This window comes from Methylobacterium sp. J-118, assembly GCF_057836565.1.
Genome location: NZ_JBYQFA010000001.1, coordinates 4539769 through 4558781, shown reverse-complemented (window position 1 = coordinate 4558781; position 19013 = coordinate 4539769). Strand labels below are relative to the sequence as shown.

13 protein-coding genes are annotated in these 19013 nt (G+C 67.7%); 3 read left to right on the top strand and 10 right to left on the bottom strand.

Annotated features, from left to right (window positions below; translation table 11 throughout):
• Positions 1–216: 216 nt before the first annotated feature.
• The 8 genes from AC3IF3_RS22285 to AC3IF3_RS22250 all read right to left on the bottom strand — a co-directional run bounded on the left by AC3IF3_RS22285 (position 217) and on the right by AC3IF3_RS22250 (position 11722).
• Complete coding sequence (locus AC3IF3_RS22285) at positions 217–1074, bottom strand: hypothetical protein (protein WP_489230354.1); 858 nt, start codon at positions 1072–1074, stop codon at positions 217–219.
• A 293-nt stretch (positions 1075–1367) separates the two neighbouring features.
• Positions 1368–4511, bottom strand: coding sequence for a glycosyltransferase (locus AC3IF3_RS22280; protein WP_489230352.1), 3144 nt, complete (start codon positions 4509–4511; stop codon positions 1368–1370).
• Between the two features lie 258 nt (positions 4512–4769).
• Positions 4770–5738 carry a GDP-L-fucose synthase gene (gene fcl / locus AC3IF3_RS22275; protein ID WP_489230350.1) on the bottom strand — a complete coding sequence of 323 codons (969 nt, stop codon included), beginning with the start codon at positions 5736–5738 and terminating at the stop codon, positions 4770–4772.
• A gap of 277 nt (positions 5739–6015) precedes the next feature.
• Positions 6016–7059, bottom strand: coding sequence for a hypothetical protein (locus AC3IF3_RS22270; protein ID WP_489230349.1), 1044 nt, complete (start codon positions 7057–7059; stop codon positions 6016–6018).
• A 329-nt stretch (positions 7060–7388) separates the two neighbouring features.
• The gene (locus tag AC3IF3_RS22265; protein ID WP_489230348.1) at positions 7389–8108 is read right to left on the bottom strand and encodes a class I SAM-dependent methyltransferase; all 720 of its coding nucleotides are present in this window, start codon (positions 8106–8108) and stop codon (positions 7389–7391) included.
• Between the two features lie 325 nt (positions 8109–8433).
• The gene (locus AC3IF3_RS22260; RefSeq protein WP_489230347.1) at positions 8434–9402 is read right to left on the bottom strand and encodes an alginate O-acetyltransferase AlgX-related protein; all 969 of its coding nucleotides are present in this window, start codon (positions 9400–9402) and stop codon (positions 8434–8436) included.
• A gap of 179 nt (positions 9403–9581) precedes the next feature.
• Positions 9582–10712 (bottom strand): DegT/DnrJ/EryC1/StrS family aminotransferase, encoded by a 1131-nt coding sequence (locus AC3IF3_RS22255; protein WP_489230346.1) that lies wholly within the window; start codon positions 10710–10712, stop codon positions 9582–9584.
• A complete protein-coding gene (locus tag AC3IF3_RS22250; RefSeq protein WP_489230345.1) occupies positions 10709–11722 on the bottom strand; it encodes an NAD-dependent epimerase/dehydratase family protein in 1014 nt (337 codons plus the stop codon). Before AC3IF3_RS22250 ends, AC3IF3_RS22255 begins: the two co-directional genes overlap by 4 nt.
• Positions 11723–12386: 664 nt before the next feature.
• On the opposite strand from AC3IF3_RS22250, the gene AC3IF3_RS22245 reads away from it, so the two are divergent.
• The 3 genes from AC3IF3_RS22245 (at position 12387) to AC3IF3_RS22235 (ending at position 16064) form a co-directional block, all read left to right on the top strand.
• Positions 12387–12842 (top strand): hypothetical protein, encoded by a 456-nt coding sequence (locus AC3IF3_RS22245; protein ID WP_489230344.1) that lies wholly within the window; start codon positions 12387–12389, stop codon positions 12840–12842.
• A 75-nt stretch (positions 12843–12917) separates the two neighbouring features.
• Positions 12918–15095, top strand: coding sequence for a glycosyltransferase family 4 protein (locus tag AC3IF3_RS22240; protein WP_489230343.1), 2178 nt, complete (start codon positions 12918–12920; stop codon positions 15093–15095).
• Positions 15096–15320: 225 nt separating this feature from the next.
• Positions 15321–16064: a class I SAM-dependent methyltransferase gene (locus tag AC3IF3_RS22235; protein ID WP_489230342.1), complete on the top strand. Its 744-nt coding sequence runs from the start codon at positions 15321–15323 to the stop codon at positions 16062–16064.
• Between the two features lie 57 nt (positions 16065–16121).
• Here AC3IF3_RS22235 and AC3IF3_RS22230 read toward each other — a convergent pair whose 3' ends face one another.
• Together AC3IF3_RS22230 and AC3IF3_RS22225 are read right to left on the bottom strand one after the other, a co-directional pair.
• Positions 16122–17237: a glycosyltransferase family protein gene (locus AC3IF3_RS22230; protein WP_489230341.1), complete on the bottom strand. Its 1116-nt coding sequence runs from the start codon at positions 17235–17237 to the stop codon at positions 16122–16124.
• On the bottom strand, positions 17234–18916 hold the full coding sequence (locus AC3IF3_RS22225) for a hypothetical protein (protein ID WP_489230340.1): 1683 nt from the start codon (positions 18914–18916) through the stop codon (positions 17234–17236). The genes AC3IF3_RS22230 and AC3IF3_RS22225 overlap by 4 nt, the downstream gene beginning before the upstream one ends.
• Positions 18917–19013: the final 97 nt, after the last annotated feature.

Sequence of the window (19013 nt, the reverse complement as noted above, 5' to 3'; positions counted from 1 at the left end):
CGGATCCCTCATCGCGTCATCCAAGCTCATCCGAGTTCAAACGGCGTACCGTCAACCCTGCCGACCGATCAGGACCACGCAGGTCCGCCCCGGGTGTCGTCAGGTTCGCGAAGCCGGATCAGCGATCGACCGGCGCATCCCGCCTGTCCATCCACGCGGTCTGTGGAACAGGGGGGCGCAGCGGCAGCGTGCTATAGAGCCTCGTTCTCATCCGGTCTACAGCCCCGAGGCACCCGACCCGTCCGCGGGGGCCGCGAAAGCCTCGAGGCGGTGCAGATAGGGCAGAGCCGGGGCCGTGAGGATCACGCGCTCGCGGTCCGGCGCCGCGTCGCCGAGGGGGCGAACCGTCAAGCGCGAGACCGCCACCGACAGGCGGCGCGGGTCGGCCGGGCTCGGCTGGACGGCGAAGGGCGCGGTGATGCCGACATCGAGGATGGAGCGGGCGAGGCCGTGACGGGACTCGGCCGCGGCGTTGGGGAACCGACCTTCGGCTTGGCCGTACAGCAGAAAATGCTCCCGCGGATCCTTGCCCGCGGCGGCCACGTCGGCGTAGCGGGCGAGGTACCACGCCGCGTCGATCTGCACGGCGAGGCCGTGGCGGGCCTCGGCGGCCGCGTTGGGGAACCGGTTCTCGGTGCGCCCGTACAGATCGTAGTGCTCGACCGGATCCTTGCCCGCGGCGGCCACGTCGGCGTAGCGGGCGAGGTACCACGCCGCGTCGACGGTGTCGGACGACGGATCCAGAGCCCCCGCCCCTGCCGCCCCCAGGGCCGGCGCGCGCATCACGAAGTGCCGTCCGCCATCGGTCCGCGCCTCGGCCTCGACCGGGCGGTCGTCGACGTGGAACGCGATCTCGCCCCAGCGGCCCGCGTCGATGATGTGCGCGACATGCACCCCGATCTCGAGGTCGGTGCGCCGGTCGATGACGATCCGGACCGTCGCCGTCGCGGTCGCGCCCATCCAGCGGAAGCCCGCGCCGTCAGCCTCGACGTCATGCCAATTGTGTCCGACCAGCGTGCGGTCGAATACGATATCGGCCTCGGTCGGGACGGCGATGCCGGTCAGAAGGTTCAAGGATGGTCGTCCCGGCGCGTCGCTGGGGCGGAGGGTGATCATACGGCTAACCCGGACCTCGCGGATGAGGCCTCGTTCTAGAGCCGTTCCCGATCGTGTTGCAATCGGGACCGGCTCCAAGTCCTTGTTCGGGTTCGCGCCCGCGCGCCGGGCCGGTTCTCGCTCCGGCGGGACGCCCTCACGGGCACCCCCACGAAGGCACGGCGGAACGGCCCCGGGGGGGGTCGGAACGCAGGCCGGGCGGTGTAAGCCAAGCCCACCGGGGCGAGCCCGGCGCGCGGGCCGCATCCCCGTCACGCCGCACCGCGCACCACCGCGGTCAATCCCGCGAAAACCTCGACATGCCGCTCGGCACAGGCCGCCCAGGTGAACCGCGCCGCCTCGGCCTCGGCCTCGGCCGCCAGGCGGCGACGCAGGGCGGGATCCGTGGCGATCGCCGTGATGGCGCCGGCTATGGCGGTCGGGTCGAGGGGATCGACCAGCACGGCCCCGGCCCGGGCGATCTCCCGCATGCTGGAGCGGTCCGATGTCACCACCGGCGTGCCGCAGGCGAACGATTCCACGATCGGGAAGCCGAACCCCTCCGCCAGCGACGGGAACACCGTGCAGACGGCGTTGGCGTACAGATCCCAGAGCTGCGCGTCCGGGACGCGACCCAGGAAGCGGATGCGCTGGCTCTCGCCACCCGCCAGAGCCGTCAGGTCGTGCGACGTGACCGACCAGCCCTCCTGACCGACGACCACCATCTCGAGGTCCCGCACGGCCGGGTCGGTGAGGCGGGCCATGGCGGCAATGACGGTGCGCAGGTTCTTGCGGGGTTCGATCGTCCCGACGCAGACGAAGTAGGGCCTGCCCTCCCGGCCGGCGCGGGGGCTGCGGCCCTGGTCACGGCCGGACTTGGCGCCGTCGACGCCGAGATGGGCCACGGACGAGGCGGCTCTCAGGGTTGGGAACGCCGCGTGCAGGGCGTCCTCGGTCGCCTTGGAGATGCACAGGACATGGTCGGCCCGCACCAGATTGTGCAGCTGCCTGCGGAAATTCGCGACCGCGACGGGCGAGAACCAGTCCGGATCGGTGAGCGGGAAGACGTCGCAGATCGTCAGGACATGCGGGCGATCGCGCAGGCGCGGATCGAGGCCGGCATAGGGGAAATAGGGATAGAACGCCACGCCGTCCGTGACCTGCGTGCCGGGCGCGAGGAACGCGGCGTCGGGCAGGGCACCGCTGTCGCGCAGCCGCGCGCCGCTCTCCGCCAATTCGGGGGCGTAGAAGAGGCGCAGGTCCACCCGAGGATCGCGGAGCAGCGCGTCGAGGACGTTCACCACGTAGCGGTGGACGCCGGTCGCGGCCTTCGGATCCGTGACCGCCATGCAGGGGACATCGACGTTCATGTAGACCGTCGTGCGCCCTGCCCCCGCGATCGCCGTCGTGCGGGCCGCGGCCTCGGCACGGGACCGGGCGCGCACGAACGCCCGCGACGGCCTTCGCCCGTCCTCGGCGATCCGCTGCAGCAGCCAGCGTTCGGGATCCGTGAGATCCGTGGTCGCCCGCGCGACGGCCTCCGGCGTCGGGTGTCGCAACAGCAGCGCGAGGAAATCCCGCCGGATCTCCGGCCGCGCGCGTACCTCCGCCCGGCGCAGCGCCTCGCTCAGGATCTCGGCGCGTCCGCGGCCGGCGCGGAGGGCCGCCGCCTGCGCCGCATGCTCGCGATCGGAGCCCGCCCGGCGCAGGATCACCGGGTAGAGCATGACCACGAAGTCGTCGTCCGGCAGGCCGAGGAGGATCTCGACATCCTCGGCCGCGCAGAGGGCGGGCTCCAGCGGCGGGAAGAAGTCGGCGTACGAAACGGTGCGGGGCCTCGCCTGGCGCAGGAACGCGACCGACCGGAGCAGGCGCGACCACGTGCGAAAGTCCGGCCGTTCGACGTGCTTGGCGAAGTAGCGAACCAGGGCGGTCGGAACCAGTTCCGGCGGGCAGTACCGGTCGAGGATCGACAGCAGCGGACGCGCGTAGTTGGCGGATCGGAGCGAGAACAGCCGCTGGTTGCGGGCTGCGAAGATTCCGTCCCCGGTCTCGGTGAAACGGTTGTAGAGCCGTGCCCGCGGGGCGATCCAGCGCGGGATGCCGGCCCGCTCGGCCCGCATCGTGAACTCGCTATCGGCATGGTAATGCGGCGTCGCCTTCGCGTCGTACAGGCCGATCCGCTCGAAGACGGACCGGTGGATCAGGGTCCCGTTGCCGCACAGATAATCCGCCGCGATCAGGCCGTTCGACTGTGCGGGCTCGGCGTCGACGGCATCGTCCCAGCGACTGGCCAGGCGCAATTGAAGGAAGGCGCCCGAACGCCACGCGTTATAGGCTCCGACGCCCCAGAGGCGGCCTGGATCTTCGACATACGCGATGACGCTGCCGACGATCTCGGCGGCGGCGGATACGGCGGCGTGGACGATGCCCGTGACGTAATCGTCGGGGACGATGGCATCATCGTTGATCGTGAGGATGTATTCGCAGCCGTCCTGCAGAGCCCGCGCGACGCCGAGATTTGTCGCGGCTGTCCAGTAGGCGGCGTCCGACGCGTCGAGGATGCTGACCTCAGGCAGCCCCAGCGCCCTGAGCGCGTCCGGCGTGCCGTCCGTCGAGGCCGAATCGACGACGTAGAGCCGGAAGACGGGATAATCTTGCCGGCCCAGCATCTGCGCGAAGCCGAGGGTCCATTTCCGCCGGTTGCGGACGGGCGTGACCACGCCGACGAGCGGATAATAGGGAAGGCGCTGTCGAGCGCGGGCGGGCGGGCGCGCGACCGGACCATTGATCGGCACGCACGCGGCGTTGGGGTAGCGGCCCTCGGCATATCCGCGCACCGCATAGTGCTCCGCCGCGTCGAGCCCGGTCCCGGCGATGTCGGGGTAGCGCGCCCGGTACCATTCGGCGTCGACATGCTCGGCGCGCCGGTGCCGGGCTTCGGCTTCGGCGTTCGGGAAGCGTCCCTCTGTGTGGCCGTAGAGCGCGTAATGCTCGCCGGGATCGGCCTCCGTCTCGGCGACATCGCCGTAGCGCGTCAGGTACCAGGCGGCGTCGACCGACAGGGCGCGCCGGTGCTGGGCCTCATGCTCGGGACTGGGGAAGCGCCCCTCATCCCGGCCGACGCGCGCGTAGTGCTCGCCGGGCGACAGGCCGGACGCCGCGACGTCGGGGTAACGCTCCGCGTACCACGCCGCATCGATCTCTCGATCGAGCGCGTCCCGGGCTTCGAACGCGGCGTTGGGGAAGCGCCCCTCGGCGTGCCCATACAGCACGAAGTGCTCGACCGCATCCGTGCCGGTCTGCGCGACATCCTCGTAGCGCGCCAGATACCAGGCGGGGTCGACCGAACGCCCGAGCGCGCCGGACTCCGACCCGGCACCCGCGCCCGGAGGATGTTCTTCTTCTTCGGCCATCTGACGCGTCGTTGCGAGCCCGGGCGTGCATACCTTGGGTGACGGTCGGCGGTCCACCCTTCGACCCCCGCGGGGTCAAACCAAGGCGGGGCTCGAAGAACCTCGGCAGCCCTGTACCTTCGGGAGTGCGTTCGCGCCGCCGCCGGCGCCTCCCGATGGGGGAACGCGATGGGCGCCGGATCTGTCAGGCCTTTGGTAAGCCGGCTGGGTCGGGGCCGTATGGTGTCTGTCGCCGGCTCAGGATCGCCGCGCCCCCGCTCAGCTCCGCAGGGTGGCGTGGTTGTCGAGGAACCAGGCGTAGGTCTGGCGCAGGCCGTCCTCCAGGCCGACCTCCGGCCGCCAGCCCATGGCTCTGAGCCGCGACACGTCCATCAGCTTGCGCGGCGTGCCGTCGGGCTTCGACGCGTCGAACTCCAGCGCGCCGTCGTAGCCGATCACCCGCGCCAGCGCCTCGGCCAGGTCCCGGATCGTGCAATCCTCCCCCGTGCCGACATTGATGTGCGACAGGTCCGGCCGGGTGTTGGCCGCGTAGACCGCGTCGTCCATCTCCATCACGAACACGCTGGCCCGCGCCATGTCGTCGACGTGCAGGAACTCGCGCATCGCCCGGCCCGTGCCCCAGACCGTGACCGCCGGGCGGCCCTCCGCCTTGGCCGCGTGCAGCCGGCGCATCAGCGCCGGCAGGACGTGGGCGTTCTCCGGGTGGAAGTTGTCGTTGGGCCCGTACAGGTTGGTCGGCATCACGCTGCGGTAGCGCCGCCCGTACTGGCGGTTGTAGCTCTCGCACATCTTGATGCCGGCGATCTTGGCGACGGCGTAGGGCTCGTTGGTCGGCTCCAGCACCCCGGTGAGCAGCGCGTCCTCGCGCATCGGCTGGGGCGCGTGCTTCGGGTAGATGCACGAGGAGCCCAGGAACAGCAGCCGGTCGACCCCGTTCCGATGCGCGGCGTCGATGATGTTGGCCTGGATCAGCAGGTTCTCGTGGATGAACGCGGCCGGATAGGTGTTGTTGGCGTGGATGCCGCCGACCTTGGCGGCGGCAAGGTAGACCTGATCGATCCGGTTCTCGGCGAAGAAGCGCCGGACCGCGGCTTGGTCGAGCAGGTCGAGGGCCTGCCGGTCGGCCGTCAGGATCCGCGCGCGGTCCCGCAGGCGGCGCACGATCGCCGAGCCCACCATGCCCCGGTGGCCCGCCACGAAGACCGTTCCAGCGCTGCCGGTCGCCATCCCATCCATTCCTTGCGAACATTTCTGGAAACGGCGCAAAAAGCGTGAGGCTGACGGCGAAAAGATGGCCAGGGGTTGCCGGGGTCGACGGGCCAGAGTGTCGGGCCGCACCCGCTCAGCCCGTTGCGGGTGATACTGGCTGGGCGACCATCCGTTCGCGCCAAGCCCTCACGGCAGTGTTGCGTTGAAGGGTTCGGAGCGGCCCGTTTCAAGATCTCGAGTCGTGTGTCCGAGTGGACGGGATCGACAGGGAGTGCCGCCGCCGATCGGGCCTCCGTCAGGAGCCCCAATGTTTATCGACAATATCTTTGATGGCGTCTGATATGGCGACGTCGAAGATGAGCATTTCTTCCACGGTCCGAATGGCACGTAGATGCTGAGCCAGGTCACGCACGGCGGCGGACGGCTCGGGGATCTCCGGGAGCGGTACGTCGAGGCCGAGCTGATCGAAGAGCGTCCGGGCGAAAGCCCCGAAGCGCGCCTTGTGCCCGACGATGCCGACCCGCGACAGGACCTCGATCGCCGCGATCGAATTGCCCGGATGTAGCCGGTCCTCCGGCATACGGGTTCCGAGCTGGCGGGTCAGCGGATTGTAGAGCAGCCGGTAGGCCGATTCCGGCAGCATGCGGAAGAAGCGCTTGAGGCTCTTCAAATCCGTGAGGTCGTAATCGTTCGTGAAGGCCGCGGCCTCGGCGAGCCCCGCGAGACGCCACCCGCGCGCAGGGTCGGCCGCATCGGCGGCGCGCGCTTTCAACCAATGCAGGCGCGTCGCCATCTCAATATAGGGATCCTGCACCAAGAGTGCCGTGAGCATCAGGTCCGGCGTCATGAAATTCTCGTACCGGGGGATCACCACGGCACCCGACAGGAGCACCGACCGCGCCGCATTCAAGAAGAGGCTGGTCAGGATCTCGTCCGACATTCGGTGCAGGCCGAAATAGCTGCGCTCGAAATGGGGGAAGAGGGCACTCTGAAGCACCGTCTCAGGATCGATCCCGGTGTTGATCAGGCACATGCGCATCTGGAGCAGGCTGTCCATGGGGACCCGCCGATGCACCAGCACGTTGGTGTCTGCATCGTACAATTCCAGCCGCTCCAGACCGGAGAGACCCGGTACGTCGGCTTCGGTCACGACGAAGATGCATTGACCCGTCGCGTGCCAACCGTTGTTCTTGAACGTTGGATCGGTCAGGCTCGCCGCGACCTGGGCAACGCGGCGCCCCTCGACGGACACGACCACATGGCTGGTCGCAAGCTGATTATCTGGCACGATCCAGCCACGGATCGAATGGCCGTCATCGTGATCGATGAAGAAGCGCACGGTCAGACTCTAATCATTTCTGCGTCGCGGGCGACTTTGGATGATGTGCGGGCGTGGTCCTATAGCTACTTTGGGTTCCAGTTGCGAGGGGGGAGCTCTCGGGCCGAATTGTAAACACGCGCGCTGCGCCGAAGCCGTTGCCGCGTCGGTGGAAATCACTTCGGTGCAGGTCCATGAACCCGATTTTTTATGACGGCATATCTATGGTGCTGATCAGAGGATGCGTTTGCTAAGCGCACCACGCACGGCGCTGATCGGCGTGTCCCGGGTTGAAATTTTGCTCACGCGGCTCGACAGCCTCAGAGGCTGAAGACCGTTGTGCCGGAGATTTATGCCGGCCGCTCTGTCTGAGGCTTGACGAAGCCCATCGTCAGAACGCTGTGCAGCCGCATCTCCTCGACGGGCATCGGGATTGCGGGATCAAGCCAATCATGGCGCTGGCGCACCGCGGACAGGTCATGCAAGCATTCGTCAACGCTTGGCAGCTCGTCGTTTCGGAGCAGTTCAAAGCCGGCATCCGTAAAGTTTTTAAGATAGCTTCGATTGCGCGGTGCGTGGTCGATGCTGTGTATCGTCACGCCGCCGGGCCGCATGACCCGAAATAATTCATTGCAAAAAGCGTCGCGGGGCTCTTCCTGCTCCTTTGGCCGATGATCCAAAGGCTCGCAATCAAAGTTCGTTTCAGACTGCCCGATATGCTCTATCACCGAGACCGTGAAAACGTAGTCGAACAGGTCTCCGGGGATGTCGCCGCTATCGACCCCCAACGCGCATCGGAAAACTTCGCACCGGTCTGGAATGTCGGGGGGAAGAATCGCGGCACCCATTCCTTCGAGTCCGTCGTAGGGATCGATGATGTACTTGTCTCCAGGAAATTGCTTTAATATTTCAAGATAATCGTTGGCGCCGACTTCGCAGAAATTTTTGCGATCATGGTATGATGCGCACAAGCGCATCATGTGGATGCGCTGAAACCATTTGGCGTATCCACTTGCGGGATGGTCAAGTTCATCTTTGGAAAAAATGTCGCTGCGAAGTAATTCTAGCATGATAGCACCGATTGAAGCTTCGTGGACTCGATTTATGTGACGCGCTTTGATTCGGCGCGCCCAGCTTCTGACAGGGCCCTATGCTTCTCCGAAACGGGTATTAAGACCTTTATCCTACGCCGGGGTTTCCTTCGGCGTCGGATCTTCCCATCTTGTGCTCGGTGAGATCTATACGCGCAAATGAGCGGCGGCGCGAGGGTTGTGGCCGGGACGGCGAAGACTCGATCCGGCCCACAGGTCTGACCGCGGCACGGCCTGCGGATCACGGAGGCGGTGACTTGGCTGGCAGCGACGCTGCCGATCTGTCAATCTGGCGGAGCGACGGTCAGCTCGATCCGTAGCGTTGTCGTGCGTAAAGCTCCAGATCCCATTGATCATCCGCGGGCCGGAACACGAAGCGTTCCGACATTTCCGCCAGCACGAGATCGGGGCGCACGCGCGCGATATAGCCGTAATCGAGCTGGGTGCTCCAGATGAAGTGCAATTCACGGAACGTCTCGGCCAGCAGAATAGTGAGGCCGATCGGCATGAAGTTGGCGTAACTGTCGCCGAACAGGACCACGCGTCGGGGGTCCGGTGCGCGCGCATTCTGATAAACAACGTGGGCGCCCGTGTGGAGCGATCCTTCCAGCCCACGTCGTTCCATGTCTTCAACGATCGGACTGGCATACACGCGTACGGCATCGCGCTGAACGTGATGCAGCGTGGTCCCTTCATAGCGGGGCGGAACGAAGGGCATGCCCAAATCCCCGGCCCAACCGGGGTGATAACTCGTTGGTCGCTCCCAGAAATCGCGGACGGGCTTTGCACCGATCGCGCGGCAGATCTCGCGATAGGCCACCAGCCGCCCGGCAAACGACAAGTGGCTGTCGGTGCGATAGAACAAGTCTTGCTCGTCCCTCCGGCGCCGCATCGGCCCGATCAGATCGATCATCGTGGCACGCCAGCGGGCGCGGCGCTGCAGATAACGGTTCACGCGGAGGCGACGGAGGGGGAATTTTTTATAATATTCATCTTCATGATATAGTCTAAATGCTAGCGAAAGACGCCATTCTATCTCGAAATCGATGAGAAGATTATCGTATATTGTAATTTTCTCGGGCATCAAGACATGTTTATAGGGTATGCCCAAGCTGCGGAGGCGGCGCGCTCGTTCAGAGATAACCAAGCGCCAATGGATCAGAAAGAATTGCGACTCGGGAGATCTGACATATTGGGAACTGACGTTGTTCGTTCCCTGCAGCAAGAATAGGAAATCATCTTTTCCAGTATGGATTTCCTCGATCGCGGCCATGAGGGCTTCCAAATTTCCGAGCGGATCACGGGTCCGTCGGGGCATGTCCCGTCGAGGCGTTCCGTGCACCGGATCCGGCGCCCCGAGGCCAGTGACCGCCCAGCCGTCACGGAGCCGTCCCGATCATCGGGGCACGCCCGCTCGGCGCGACGGCCGAGCGGGCGTGCCGTTTGGGGCTGTCACGACATCGATGCGGAGATCGCTGCGATCACGCGTTCGACGTCGGTGTCCGTCAGCTCGGGATACATCGGCAGCGACAGGATGACCCGCGCGCTGGCCTCGGTGTTCGGGAGTTCGCCGCCGGCGAGCGCGATGCGTCCGGCATAGGCAGGTTGGAGATGAACCGGGACGGGGTAATGCAGACCGGTCCCGATACCGCGTTCGGCCAGCCGCGCCTTGAGATCGTCCCGTCCCTCGGCGCGTATCACGTACTGATGGAAGACATGACCCGCCTGTGCGCGGCGTTGCGGACGCTCGATCGGAGCGGTGGCCAAGCCCTGATCGTAGAGCGCCGCAATGGCGCCGCGCCGCGCATTGTCCTCGGACAGGGACGCGAGCTTCACGCGCAGGATCGCCGCCTGCATCTCGTCGAGCCGAGAGTTCCGGCCGGCACTGGCGCTGACGAACCGCTCGCGCCAGCCGTACTGGCGACAGGCACGGCACTCGTCAGCGCGCGCCGCGACATCCGTGGTGATCATGCCGCCGTCGCCATAACCGCCGAGGTTCTTGGTGGGATAGAAGCTGTAGACGGCGGCCTGACCGTAACGGCCGACCTGTCTGCCCCCGAGGGTCGCGCCGTGCGCCTGCGAGCAATCTTCGAGGACCGGGACGGCGGCACGGGCGGCGGTTGCGCAGATCGGCTCCAGATCCGCCGCCTGACCGTACAGGTGGACGGGGATGACCGCGCCGACGCGCCGGCCCTCGCGGAGGCACGCGTCGAGGACGTGACTGAGCCCGGACGGATCCATGCCGTAGCAGGCATCGGTATCGACCAGGACGGGTACGGCACCGATCATCTCGATCGCCGAGACCGTCGCCACCGCCGTGTGCGAGACCGTGATCACACGATCCCCCGGTTGCACGCCGAGGGCGAGCAGACCGATCACCAATCCGTCCGTACCGTTGCCGACCGCGATCGCCTGCTCGGCCTCGGTCCACGCGGCGAATTCCGCCTCGAACGCCTCCATCTCGGATCCGAGGATATATTGTCCCCCCGACAGGACCCGCGTCACGGCCGCATCGATCTCGGCCTTGCGCCGGAGGTAGCCGGCACGCGGGTCGGTCTGGGGAATGGGTGGCGACTGGCTCATCGGAGAGGTTCCAGATAGGGGCGCCGATGCGCGTGGTAGAACTCGAGGGTCTGACGGAGCCCGTCCTCGAAGGACAGGCGGGGCGCCCATCCGGTCGCCGCCCGGAAGGCGGTGTCGTCGGCGCTGTAATCACCGACATCGATCAGGCTGCGGTCGGCGGGGAAGTCCTTGATGGCGAAGGCGGCCCCGGGCGTCGCAGCGACGAGGCGCCCGGCGAGGTCCTTCAGCGAAAGCCTGATCTCGCCGCCGACGTTGTAGATCTGCCCGATCGCCGGTTCCGCGACGGCCGCGATCAGCGCGTCGACGACGTTCTCGACGAAGGCGAGTTCCCGGATCTGGTGTCCCCCCCACACCTCGAACGGAACCCCCGAGAGCGCTTGGGCGATCCACCAGCCGAAGAACATCTGCCGGGCGTCTCGCACGCGCATGCGCGGGCCGTAGATGTTGGTCAGCCGGAGCACCGTCGGCCGTGATCCGTAGATCCGGCCATAGAGCAGATGATAGAACTCGCCGGAGATCTTGTTGATGGCGTTGACGTCCGGGGGCGCCAGCGGGTGGGACTCGTCGACCGGAATCTTGCCGGGGCGGCCGTAGACCTGGCGCGTCGAGGCATGGACCGTGCGGATCCGCGGGGCCACGCTCCGGCAGGCTTCCACGATGGCGAGCTGCGCGAGGGCGTTGATCTCGATGTCGGTGCGCGGATCGCGCATCGATTCCACGTGGGAGGTCTGCGCCGCGAGGTTGAACAGGACCTCCTGTCCCTCGAGCGCAGCGGTGATGGCGGGGGTATCGCGCACGTCGCCGCGCACGACGCGCAGACGATCGAGGTAACCGTCGAGGTTGAACAGCTCCGCCCCGTCGTTGGGCACGAACGCGTCGAAACAGGTGACCTGCGCGCCCGCATCGACGAGCCGGCGGGCGAGGTTCGATCCGACGAACCCGACCCCGCCGGTGATCAGCACGCGCCGTCCGGTCCAATCCAGGGGCTGCGGCGGAGGCAAACTCGTCATAGTGGAGGTTCCGAGGGCCATGCAGCCGGGACGGACGCATATGCACCTGATAAGGGTTTCGACCCGACTCCGGGTGGATCCCGTTCTCCCAGCACGCCGTCCACGAGGGGCGCTCTTAGCCTTTCGTGGACGATCAGGACAAGCGCGTCCGCCATGCCCGCTGGAGCCGGTACCGACGTCATGTGATGTCGGATCGCTCCGGCGGAAGCGGGGGATCCTGCGCCCCTCGACCTCAAGGGCTGCTTCGCGGGCGATCGAACGCCCATCGACGGGGCGCATTGTCGAATGATGTGGCACGGGCTCAAGCGCAAGTCCGAACCGTGTATCGAATCCCTGGCGGATAGGGCGCCCTCCCCCGGCGCATTCGGGTCACCTGGGCCAGCGTCACAGCAGCCGGGCATAGCGTTTGTCCCGTCGAGCCCGAGAAACCGTCCATGAAACCCTCGTGCCGCCGAGGGCGATGCCGGATCGGTCCAAGCGCGCGCGTCGGGTCAAGGGTTCTGGGCGCCGGTGAAGACCAGCCGTCGCGCGCATCACCAAACCCGGCCTGCGAGCGACGGCGAAAGGCGATGCGCTCGACACCGGCTCGGCACTGCCGTAGTGGCCCACGGAGGCGCCCGCCTGCCGGGCCTCGCTCCAGCGACCGAACAGAGGTTGTGCGATCGTGACGACGCCCGATGACCCGCTGATCGCATTCCGGGCGCGCATCGCCGCAGCGCCGAAGCCCGTCGAGCCGCGCACGGACGCCGAGATCTACGACGAGATCCGGGCCGCTTTCGCCGCGCTGTGGGGCACGATCGACGCCATGGATGCGATCGTGCGGGCTGGCTATCATCCCGAGGCGAAGGTCTACATCTGCATCCCGTTCGTCAATCGCATCAACGAGACGATGGTCGGCGAGTTTCGGGCGGAGCGGCCAGGCCACTCGCTGCAGGAGACACGCACGCGCGCGATCCCCTTCACGTTCCAGGGCAACGAGGTATGGATCAGGGATGGTGCCTTCAGCGATGTCGCCGACCTGCGCGGAGAAATGGGCGCGCGCTTCGCGGCGGCGTCACAGGACCGGCTGGCTGCCCGCTTGGCTGAGGTCGTCTCCGATTTCTTCGAGACCGGCTTGTGAGCGCGGTGTGACCTCTGAATCCACCCATTCGGTCCGCAATCGACCCCCGTCGCCCGGACGACCGGTTGAGCGGACATGCGCCTGACGATCCGGCCGCTCCACGACCTGCAGCGCGACGGCGATTGGTGGTTGGCAACGGGCGATGATCCTCAACTCCTGCTCGCACGCCCCTTCGGCCGCCAGATCGCGGCGGGCCGCTACCGGTTGACCGCCGAGCCCGGGCCTGGCCTGGAGGAGGCCGCGGGCGCCGAACTCTACGCGGATACCGGTCAGGGTTTCCGTGCCGAGGAGTGCCAGCCGATCCGCTTCAATCGGAGGGACGGGGAGACGACGGCCGTCATTGTCCTGGACCGGCCGGTCCGTCGGCTGCGCCTCGATCCCTTCGAGCGTGCGGGCCCCCGCTTCCGCCTGCGCCGGGTCACATTGCAGGCGGACCCTGCGGAGGTGCGTACCGCGCGTGCGGAGGACCGCACGGCGCAGGCGCCGTTGCCGCATCGGCGCCTGCGCGTGGCGCTGAACCTCGTTCGCCTCCTGCCGGAGAACCGGGGTTCCGGCGGTGCGGGCCGCCTCGCGCTGGCCCTCCTCGCCCATCTGCCCCGGCGGGTGGAATTGCGAGCCGCGATCCCCCCCTATTGGACGGATCTGATCGCGCGTTTTCCGGAGGTCGGCTTCAGCGTCGTCCAGTCGGACAACAACGTCGACCTGCGCCAGCTGATCGCGTGGTGCGAGTGCTACGTCGATCCCCTGAACGGCCTGCGGCCGACGACGATCGACCCGCGCGTCGCCGTGATCAGCCTCGTCCTCGACCTGCAGCACCTGCGCATGCCGTGGTTGTTCGCGCAGGCCGACATGAAATCCCGCGTGGCCGAATACAGCTACGCCATCGACCGCTCGGACCGGCTGGTGGCCATCTCCGCCTACGAGCGGGACAACCTGACGGCGTTCTACGGGGCAGACCGGATCACGGTCGCCCACCTCGCCGGTTTCATGGCCGAAGACAGCGGCCTGAGCGAGGACGAGGCGCGGAACCGACGCGCCGGGATCGGCGAGGGCGACCCCTATCTCGTCTATCCGGCCGTGCCATGGCCGCACAAGAACCACGAGATCCTCGTCCAGGCCGTGGCCGTTCTCGCGCGCCGCGGCGTGCGGATCCCCCTCGTGCTGACCAACACGGCGAGCCGGCCGGCGGCCCGCGACCGGCTCGCGCAGGTCGCGGCCGCCCTCGGCGTCGGCGACAGCGTCGATCTGCGCCCGTTCATGTCGGAATCCGAGCTGCTCGACCTCGTCACACGGGCGCGGGGCCTCGTGTTTCCGAGCCTGTACGAAGGGTTCGGCATCCCCCTCGTCGACGCGATGGCGCTGGGCGTCCCCGTTCTGACCACTCGGACCTCCGCGGTTCCGGAGATTTGCGGCGACGCGGTCGCCTATTTCGCCACCGCTGCGAACGCGGTGGCGATGGCCGACGATCTGGAGCGGTTCTGGACCGACGCGGAGGGCCGTCGCCACCTGGCCGCGAAGGGCTTCGTCCAGGCCCGACACTTCTCATCGGCCGCCATGGTCGGCAAGCTCGCCGAGGCGATCGAGGCGGCGGTGTCCGCCAAGGCCTCGGCGCCCGGAGGCCTGCCGGTTCCGAGCCGGTTCTCGCCCCCCCGCTATGCGGGGCTCGCGGTGTTCGTGATCTATGCCGACCTGACGCCGGCCGATCGGGCGGCACTGCGCGAGGCGGGCGACATCGACGCCCTGCACGCGGCGGCGTTCGGCGGTGAGGCCGATGTGACCGTGGGTCTGGAGATCGGCCTCGTCGACGACCCGGACCTTCGCGCCCTGTTCGCCCGCACGCGCAAGCTGATCTGCTTCGATCCTGCCCAATCTTCCAGCCGCGAGGCCGCGGTCGAGGATTTCAGCCTTCGCTACGATCACCGGGAATTCCAGCTCATCACGGCCTTTCGTGACGGGCGCCCCGGCTTCCATGGCGCGGCGGCGGTCGAGTCGGCCGTCATGGCGCTCCGGCTGTTCGGCGACGCCGATTACGCCGAATTCGACCCGCGCATCCAGGATTGCGCGGTCGACGCCGTGCCGGACGAGGGCGCCGGCGTGCTCGCCTACGATGAGCGGCGGCGGGACGGCCTCGTCGTCGCGGACGCGATCCTGCGGCGCAGTTCGGCCGACGATCGCCGGAACGGAACGGTGCCGTTCCTGTCGCGCTTCTGCACGGGCTACCGCCGGCTCCGGGTCCCGATCCCGCGCGTCTAGCGCGGGGCCGGGCCTCGCGACCGGCACCCCGCGCCGAGTCCGCTCGGGCTGCGTCTTGCCCTGAGAGCCTGCGCGACCTGTCTCAGGGGGCAACGCGTCCCGCAACCGGATACCTCCGATCGCCCCTCCCCCGGGGCCCCGCGTCTTTGCCGTTCGCGTGCCCTTCATGATAGGCGGCCGGCCGGCGGCGGACGGTGCCGCGATCGACCGCGCAGGATCTCCCGGATGACGCCCGTCCCCCCGCAACAGACCGACTACGAGAACCAGCTCCTGGTCGACGTCGTCTTCGAGAAGAGCCGCCGCGTCACCCCGGAGATGCTTTCGAGCTTCCCGAGCGATGCTTCGGCGCGCCGGGCCGTGGTGCTGGCGCAGGAGATGCTGGGTAAACCCGCCGCCGTGCGCGTCCTGGACTTCGGGGGCGCCTGCGGGTTGCACCACAGGATGGCCCGCGCGACGGGGATCGCCGTGAAATGGGCGGTCGTGGAGACGCCCGCGATGGTGCGGAAGGCCGCGAGCGCGGGGCTCGACCCGGATCTGCGCTACTTCGATACGATCGACGCCGCCCGCCGATGGCTGGGAGGCGTCGATTGCATCTACTCGTCGAGCGCCCTGCAATACGTCCCCGACGCGAAGGACACGGTGGCGCGCCTTCTCGCCCTGAGGGCTCCCGTCGTCGCCTGGGCGCGCCTCAACCTCACGGACGGGGTCACGCACAGTTTCGAGCAGGTCTCGCGCCTGGCCGACAACGGCCCCGGGCCGCTCCCGCCCGGATTCGAGGATTGCGAGATCCGCTACCTCTGCACGCAGATCGCCGAGCGCGACTTCCTGAGTTGGCACACCGGTTACGCGATGATCGAGCACCTCGGTCCGCTCGACAACGCGACCTACGTCTTCCGGCCTGTTCCGGAGCGGAAGACGGCCGGATCCCGCCTCTGGCCGTTCAGCCGCTGGTTCGCCGGGACCCGCTGAGCGTCGCGAGGCCCGCGCCACGACGGGGCCGCGGGCCGGGATCCTGCCGGCGGACGGTCAGAGATAGCGTTCGGCCACGGCGATCAACTCCTCGACGCGGTGATGGTAGGTGTGCTCGCGCATTACACGGGCTGTCCCGGCCTCGGCGATCGACCGGCGCTCGTCGTCGTGGGTGAGGTAGTGCCGCGCGAGCTGCACGGCGTCCTCCGGGCCCTCGAAAGCGAGGCATTCCCGACCGGGCACGAGGATGCGGTCCATGTTGACCTTGGCGTCCGTCAGGAGCAGCGCACCGCTGCCGCTCGCCTCGTAGAGGCGCAGGTTGTTGGCGAATTCCCCCGCGGCGTCGATGTGGCAGTTAAACACCATCCGGCTGTCGCGCATCGCCTGATACATCTCCAGACCCCACAGGGCCGGATGCAGGCGGGCCCGGGTGTCGGTCCCGAGCGCCTCCGCGCTGTCGCTGAACACGTCGATCTCCATGGCGGCGGCTAGGGCCCGCAGGGTCCGCGCGCGACCGCCATGCTCGTCCGTGACCTGCCCGGGGAAGATCAGACCGAAGCGGTCGCTCCCGGGCTTGAGATGGCGCAGCAGGCGCCGGTCGAAGGCGAGGCGGACCTCGTAGGCGTCGAGGCCGAGCCCCGCGAAGTAGCGCACTTGGTTGGGCAGCGACGAGATGATCGCCTGGTAGCCGGAATGGTCGCCCCACGGGATGGCCGCCGCGTGCTGGCCGATCGCCACGCCGTAATGGCCGGCGATCGAACGCAGGAAGGCCGTGTCGAACTCGAACAGGTTGCCGATCACGAGCACGTCCGGCCGGAAGCGGCGGATCTGCTCGCGCAGGATCCCGACGAAACCCGATTGCGCCCAGGGTTGCAGAAACGCCTCCGGTGTCGCATCCAGGGTCGCGTCGATCGGCGGGTTGGCGTCCGCGAACAGGTCGAGGGCGCCGTTCTCGACGCACCAGCGATGCTGGAGCGGCATGTAGTTCGCCCACACGTCGAGCACCGTATGGCCTTTGGCCTCGAGCGGCTCCGACCAGGAACTCAGCGTCGGGAAGCCGCCATCGACGGTCGCCCGGTACTGCGAAGCCCAGTCGCGGCGGTGGAGGCCGGTACCCTGATAAAGGTGGTTGACGTAGCCCTGATAGACGGTGTCGACGACGGCGTATTTCATGCGCGATCACTCCCCTCGCGCCGGAGCACGATGGTTCGGTGGTCGATACTCTCGACGCACCCCTGGATGTAGACGGAATCCGACCAGACGTATTCGTCGGCGACCGCCAGCCCGAGCCGGCCGAAAGCCTCGGCCAGTTCCCGCCGCTTGTGGACCCAGATCGGCCGCACCGAAGCGGATCCGCAGACGCGTCGGCGCGCCTGTAGGCCGTCATGGTCGGTGGTCGTATGAACGTCGAGGACGATCCAGGCCACCCCGCTTCCCCGGAGCAGCGCAAGGATCGCGGGCCAGTCCGCGCATTCCGACACGCGCGCGCCCGCCAGGATCACGCGAGGCGGCTCACGCAGGGCGTCGGCGAGGCTGCGGACGATCTCCAGACCGGGATAGGCCTCCGCGAGGTCTTCGGCCGGCACCGGCGCATCGAGCAGGCGGTAGCGCAGCGTCCGCGTTCCCCGGCGCCTGCGCGCCAGCGACAGGGCCGGCAGGCCGGCGCGGGCGCCCCCCCAATCGAGGACGTCGAGCGGGCCGCCGTCGACGGCATCGCGAAAGACACGGTCGAGGATCAGCTCGCGCACGGCGTCGGCATCGAGGAGGCGTCCACCGGGATCGACACGCCGTGCGGCGCCCGCGTCGCGTTCGGCCTCGGCCCTGGCGTCGGCCCGGCATGCCAGGGCGCGGTGCGGATCGATCTCGGGCGGCCGGTTCCACGCCGGCGCCTCCGAGACCTGATGCGACCAGGCGAAGCTATCGCGCCAGAGCGGCACCTGAACCGCGGCCTCGACCGTCTCGGGCTCCGCAAAGCCGAGGGTCTCGATCTCGGCCCGCGCATCCGCCAGGGCCAGGAGATACGGCAGGTAGATTGACCCGAAGATGACCGTACGGTCGAGGCCGGCCAGGTTCGGCACGTACTCATCGATGCCCATGCCCGACAGATCGAGTTCGGTCGTGCTCTTCAGCGCGTGGAAGTGATAGAAAATCAGCCGATCGTCATCGACGAAGACTTGACCGTCCCGCAGCGTGAGCCGGTCAGTGTCGATGTTCCAGGGCGCCACGTTGCAGCCGCGGTGACGCGCCTCGACCAGACGGCTGAACGTCTCGGGCCAGGCGTCGAGGTAGCGCTGGTCGGCGAAGCGGCCGTTCTCCAGGAAGGCGTAGCACCATTCGAGGCACCGCTCGCGGTACGTGTCGAGGCAGGCGCGCCCCTGGCGGTCGTTCCGCCATGTGACCCATCCAACGTTGTAGCGCCCATATTGTGCCCGATGTGCGTTGCGCTCGGAGAAGCGGTGTCCGATGATCAGTATCGACCGATCGCCGAGCTCGGAATACATTGGCTCTGGACTGCTGAAGAAAAGTATATCAGCATCAATATAGGTTATGAGATCAATCTCGGGATCGGCGGCGAGAATGAAGAGCGGCAGGGACGGTGTCAGGGTAAAATAATATTCGACGCGGCGGCGTCGGGCCCGGACCGCCGCCAGGGCCGGATCGAACCGCTCCAGATCAGGCAGCCGGATCGGCACGAGATGCGGCAGCGCCGCCCGATTGAGAGCGTCGTAGCAGGTGTCGTTCAGGCAGAGGACGTAGAGCCGGAACGCCGGGCAGTGACGGGCGAGCGAGCGGTACATCGCCAAGCCGCGCGAGAGGTAGCGCGCATCGAAGTAGGTGCAAAAATAGCGCATGGCTGGTCGGCTGATGAACCGCGCGGACCTTCGCCCACTGCGTGCGCTCCCTTTAATCCAGTCCGAGAACGGCGTCGATGCGAGCGCTGCCGATGTG

What these genes read in the sequence shown, in the direction of transcription:
- AC3IF3_RS22240 (WP_489230343.1), top strand. Translation starts at nt 12,918, where the DNA reads ATGCGCCTGACGATCCGGCCGCTCCACGACCTGCAGCGCGACGGCGAT.
- AC3IF3_RS22260 (WP_489230347.1), bottom strand. Translation starts at nt 9,402, where the DNA reads ATGGCCGCGATCGAGGAAATCCATACTGGAAAAGATGATTTCCTATTC.
- AC3IF3_RS22255 (WP_489230346.1), bottom strand. Translation starts at nt 10,712, where the DNA reads ATGAGCCAGTCGCCACCCATTCCCCAGACCGACCCGCGTGCCGGCTAC.
- AC3IF3_RS22265 (WP_489230348.1), bottom strand. Translation starts at nt 8,108, where the DNA reads ATGCTAGAATTACTTCGCAGCGACATTTTTTCCAAAGATGAACTTGAC.
- AC3IF3_RS22250 (WP_489230345.1), bottom strand. Translation starts at nt 11,722, where the DNA reads ATGACGAGTTTGCCTCCGCCGCAGCCCCTGGATTGGACCGGACGGCGC.
- AC3IF3_RS22230 (WP_489230341.1), bottom strand. Translation starts at nt 17,237, where the DNA reads ATGAAATACGCCGTCGTCGACACCGTCTATCAGGGCTACGTCAACCAC.
- AC3IF3_RS22235 (WP_489230342.1), top strand. Translation starts at nt 15,321, where the DNA reads ATGACGCCCGTCCCCCCGCAACAGACCGACTACGAGAACCAGCTCCTG.
- AC3IF3_RS22280 (WP_489230352.1), bottom strand. Translation starts at nt 4,511, where the DNA reads ATGGCCGAAGAAGAAGAACATCCTCCGGGCGCGGGTGCCGGGTCGGAG.
- AC3IF3_RS22225 (WP_489230340.1), bottom strand. Translation starts at nt 18,916, where the DNA reads ATGCGCTATTTTTGCACCTACTTCGATGCGCGCTACCTCTCGCGCGGC.
- fcl (WP_489230350.1), bottom strand. Translation starts at nt 5,738, where the DNA reads ATGGCGACCGGCAGCGCTGGAACGGTCTTCGTGGCGGGCCACCGGGGC.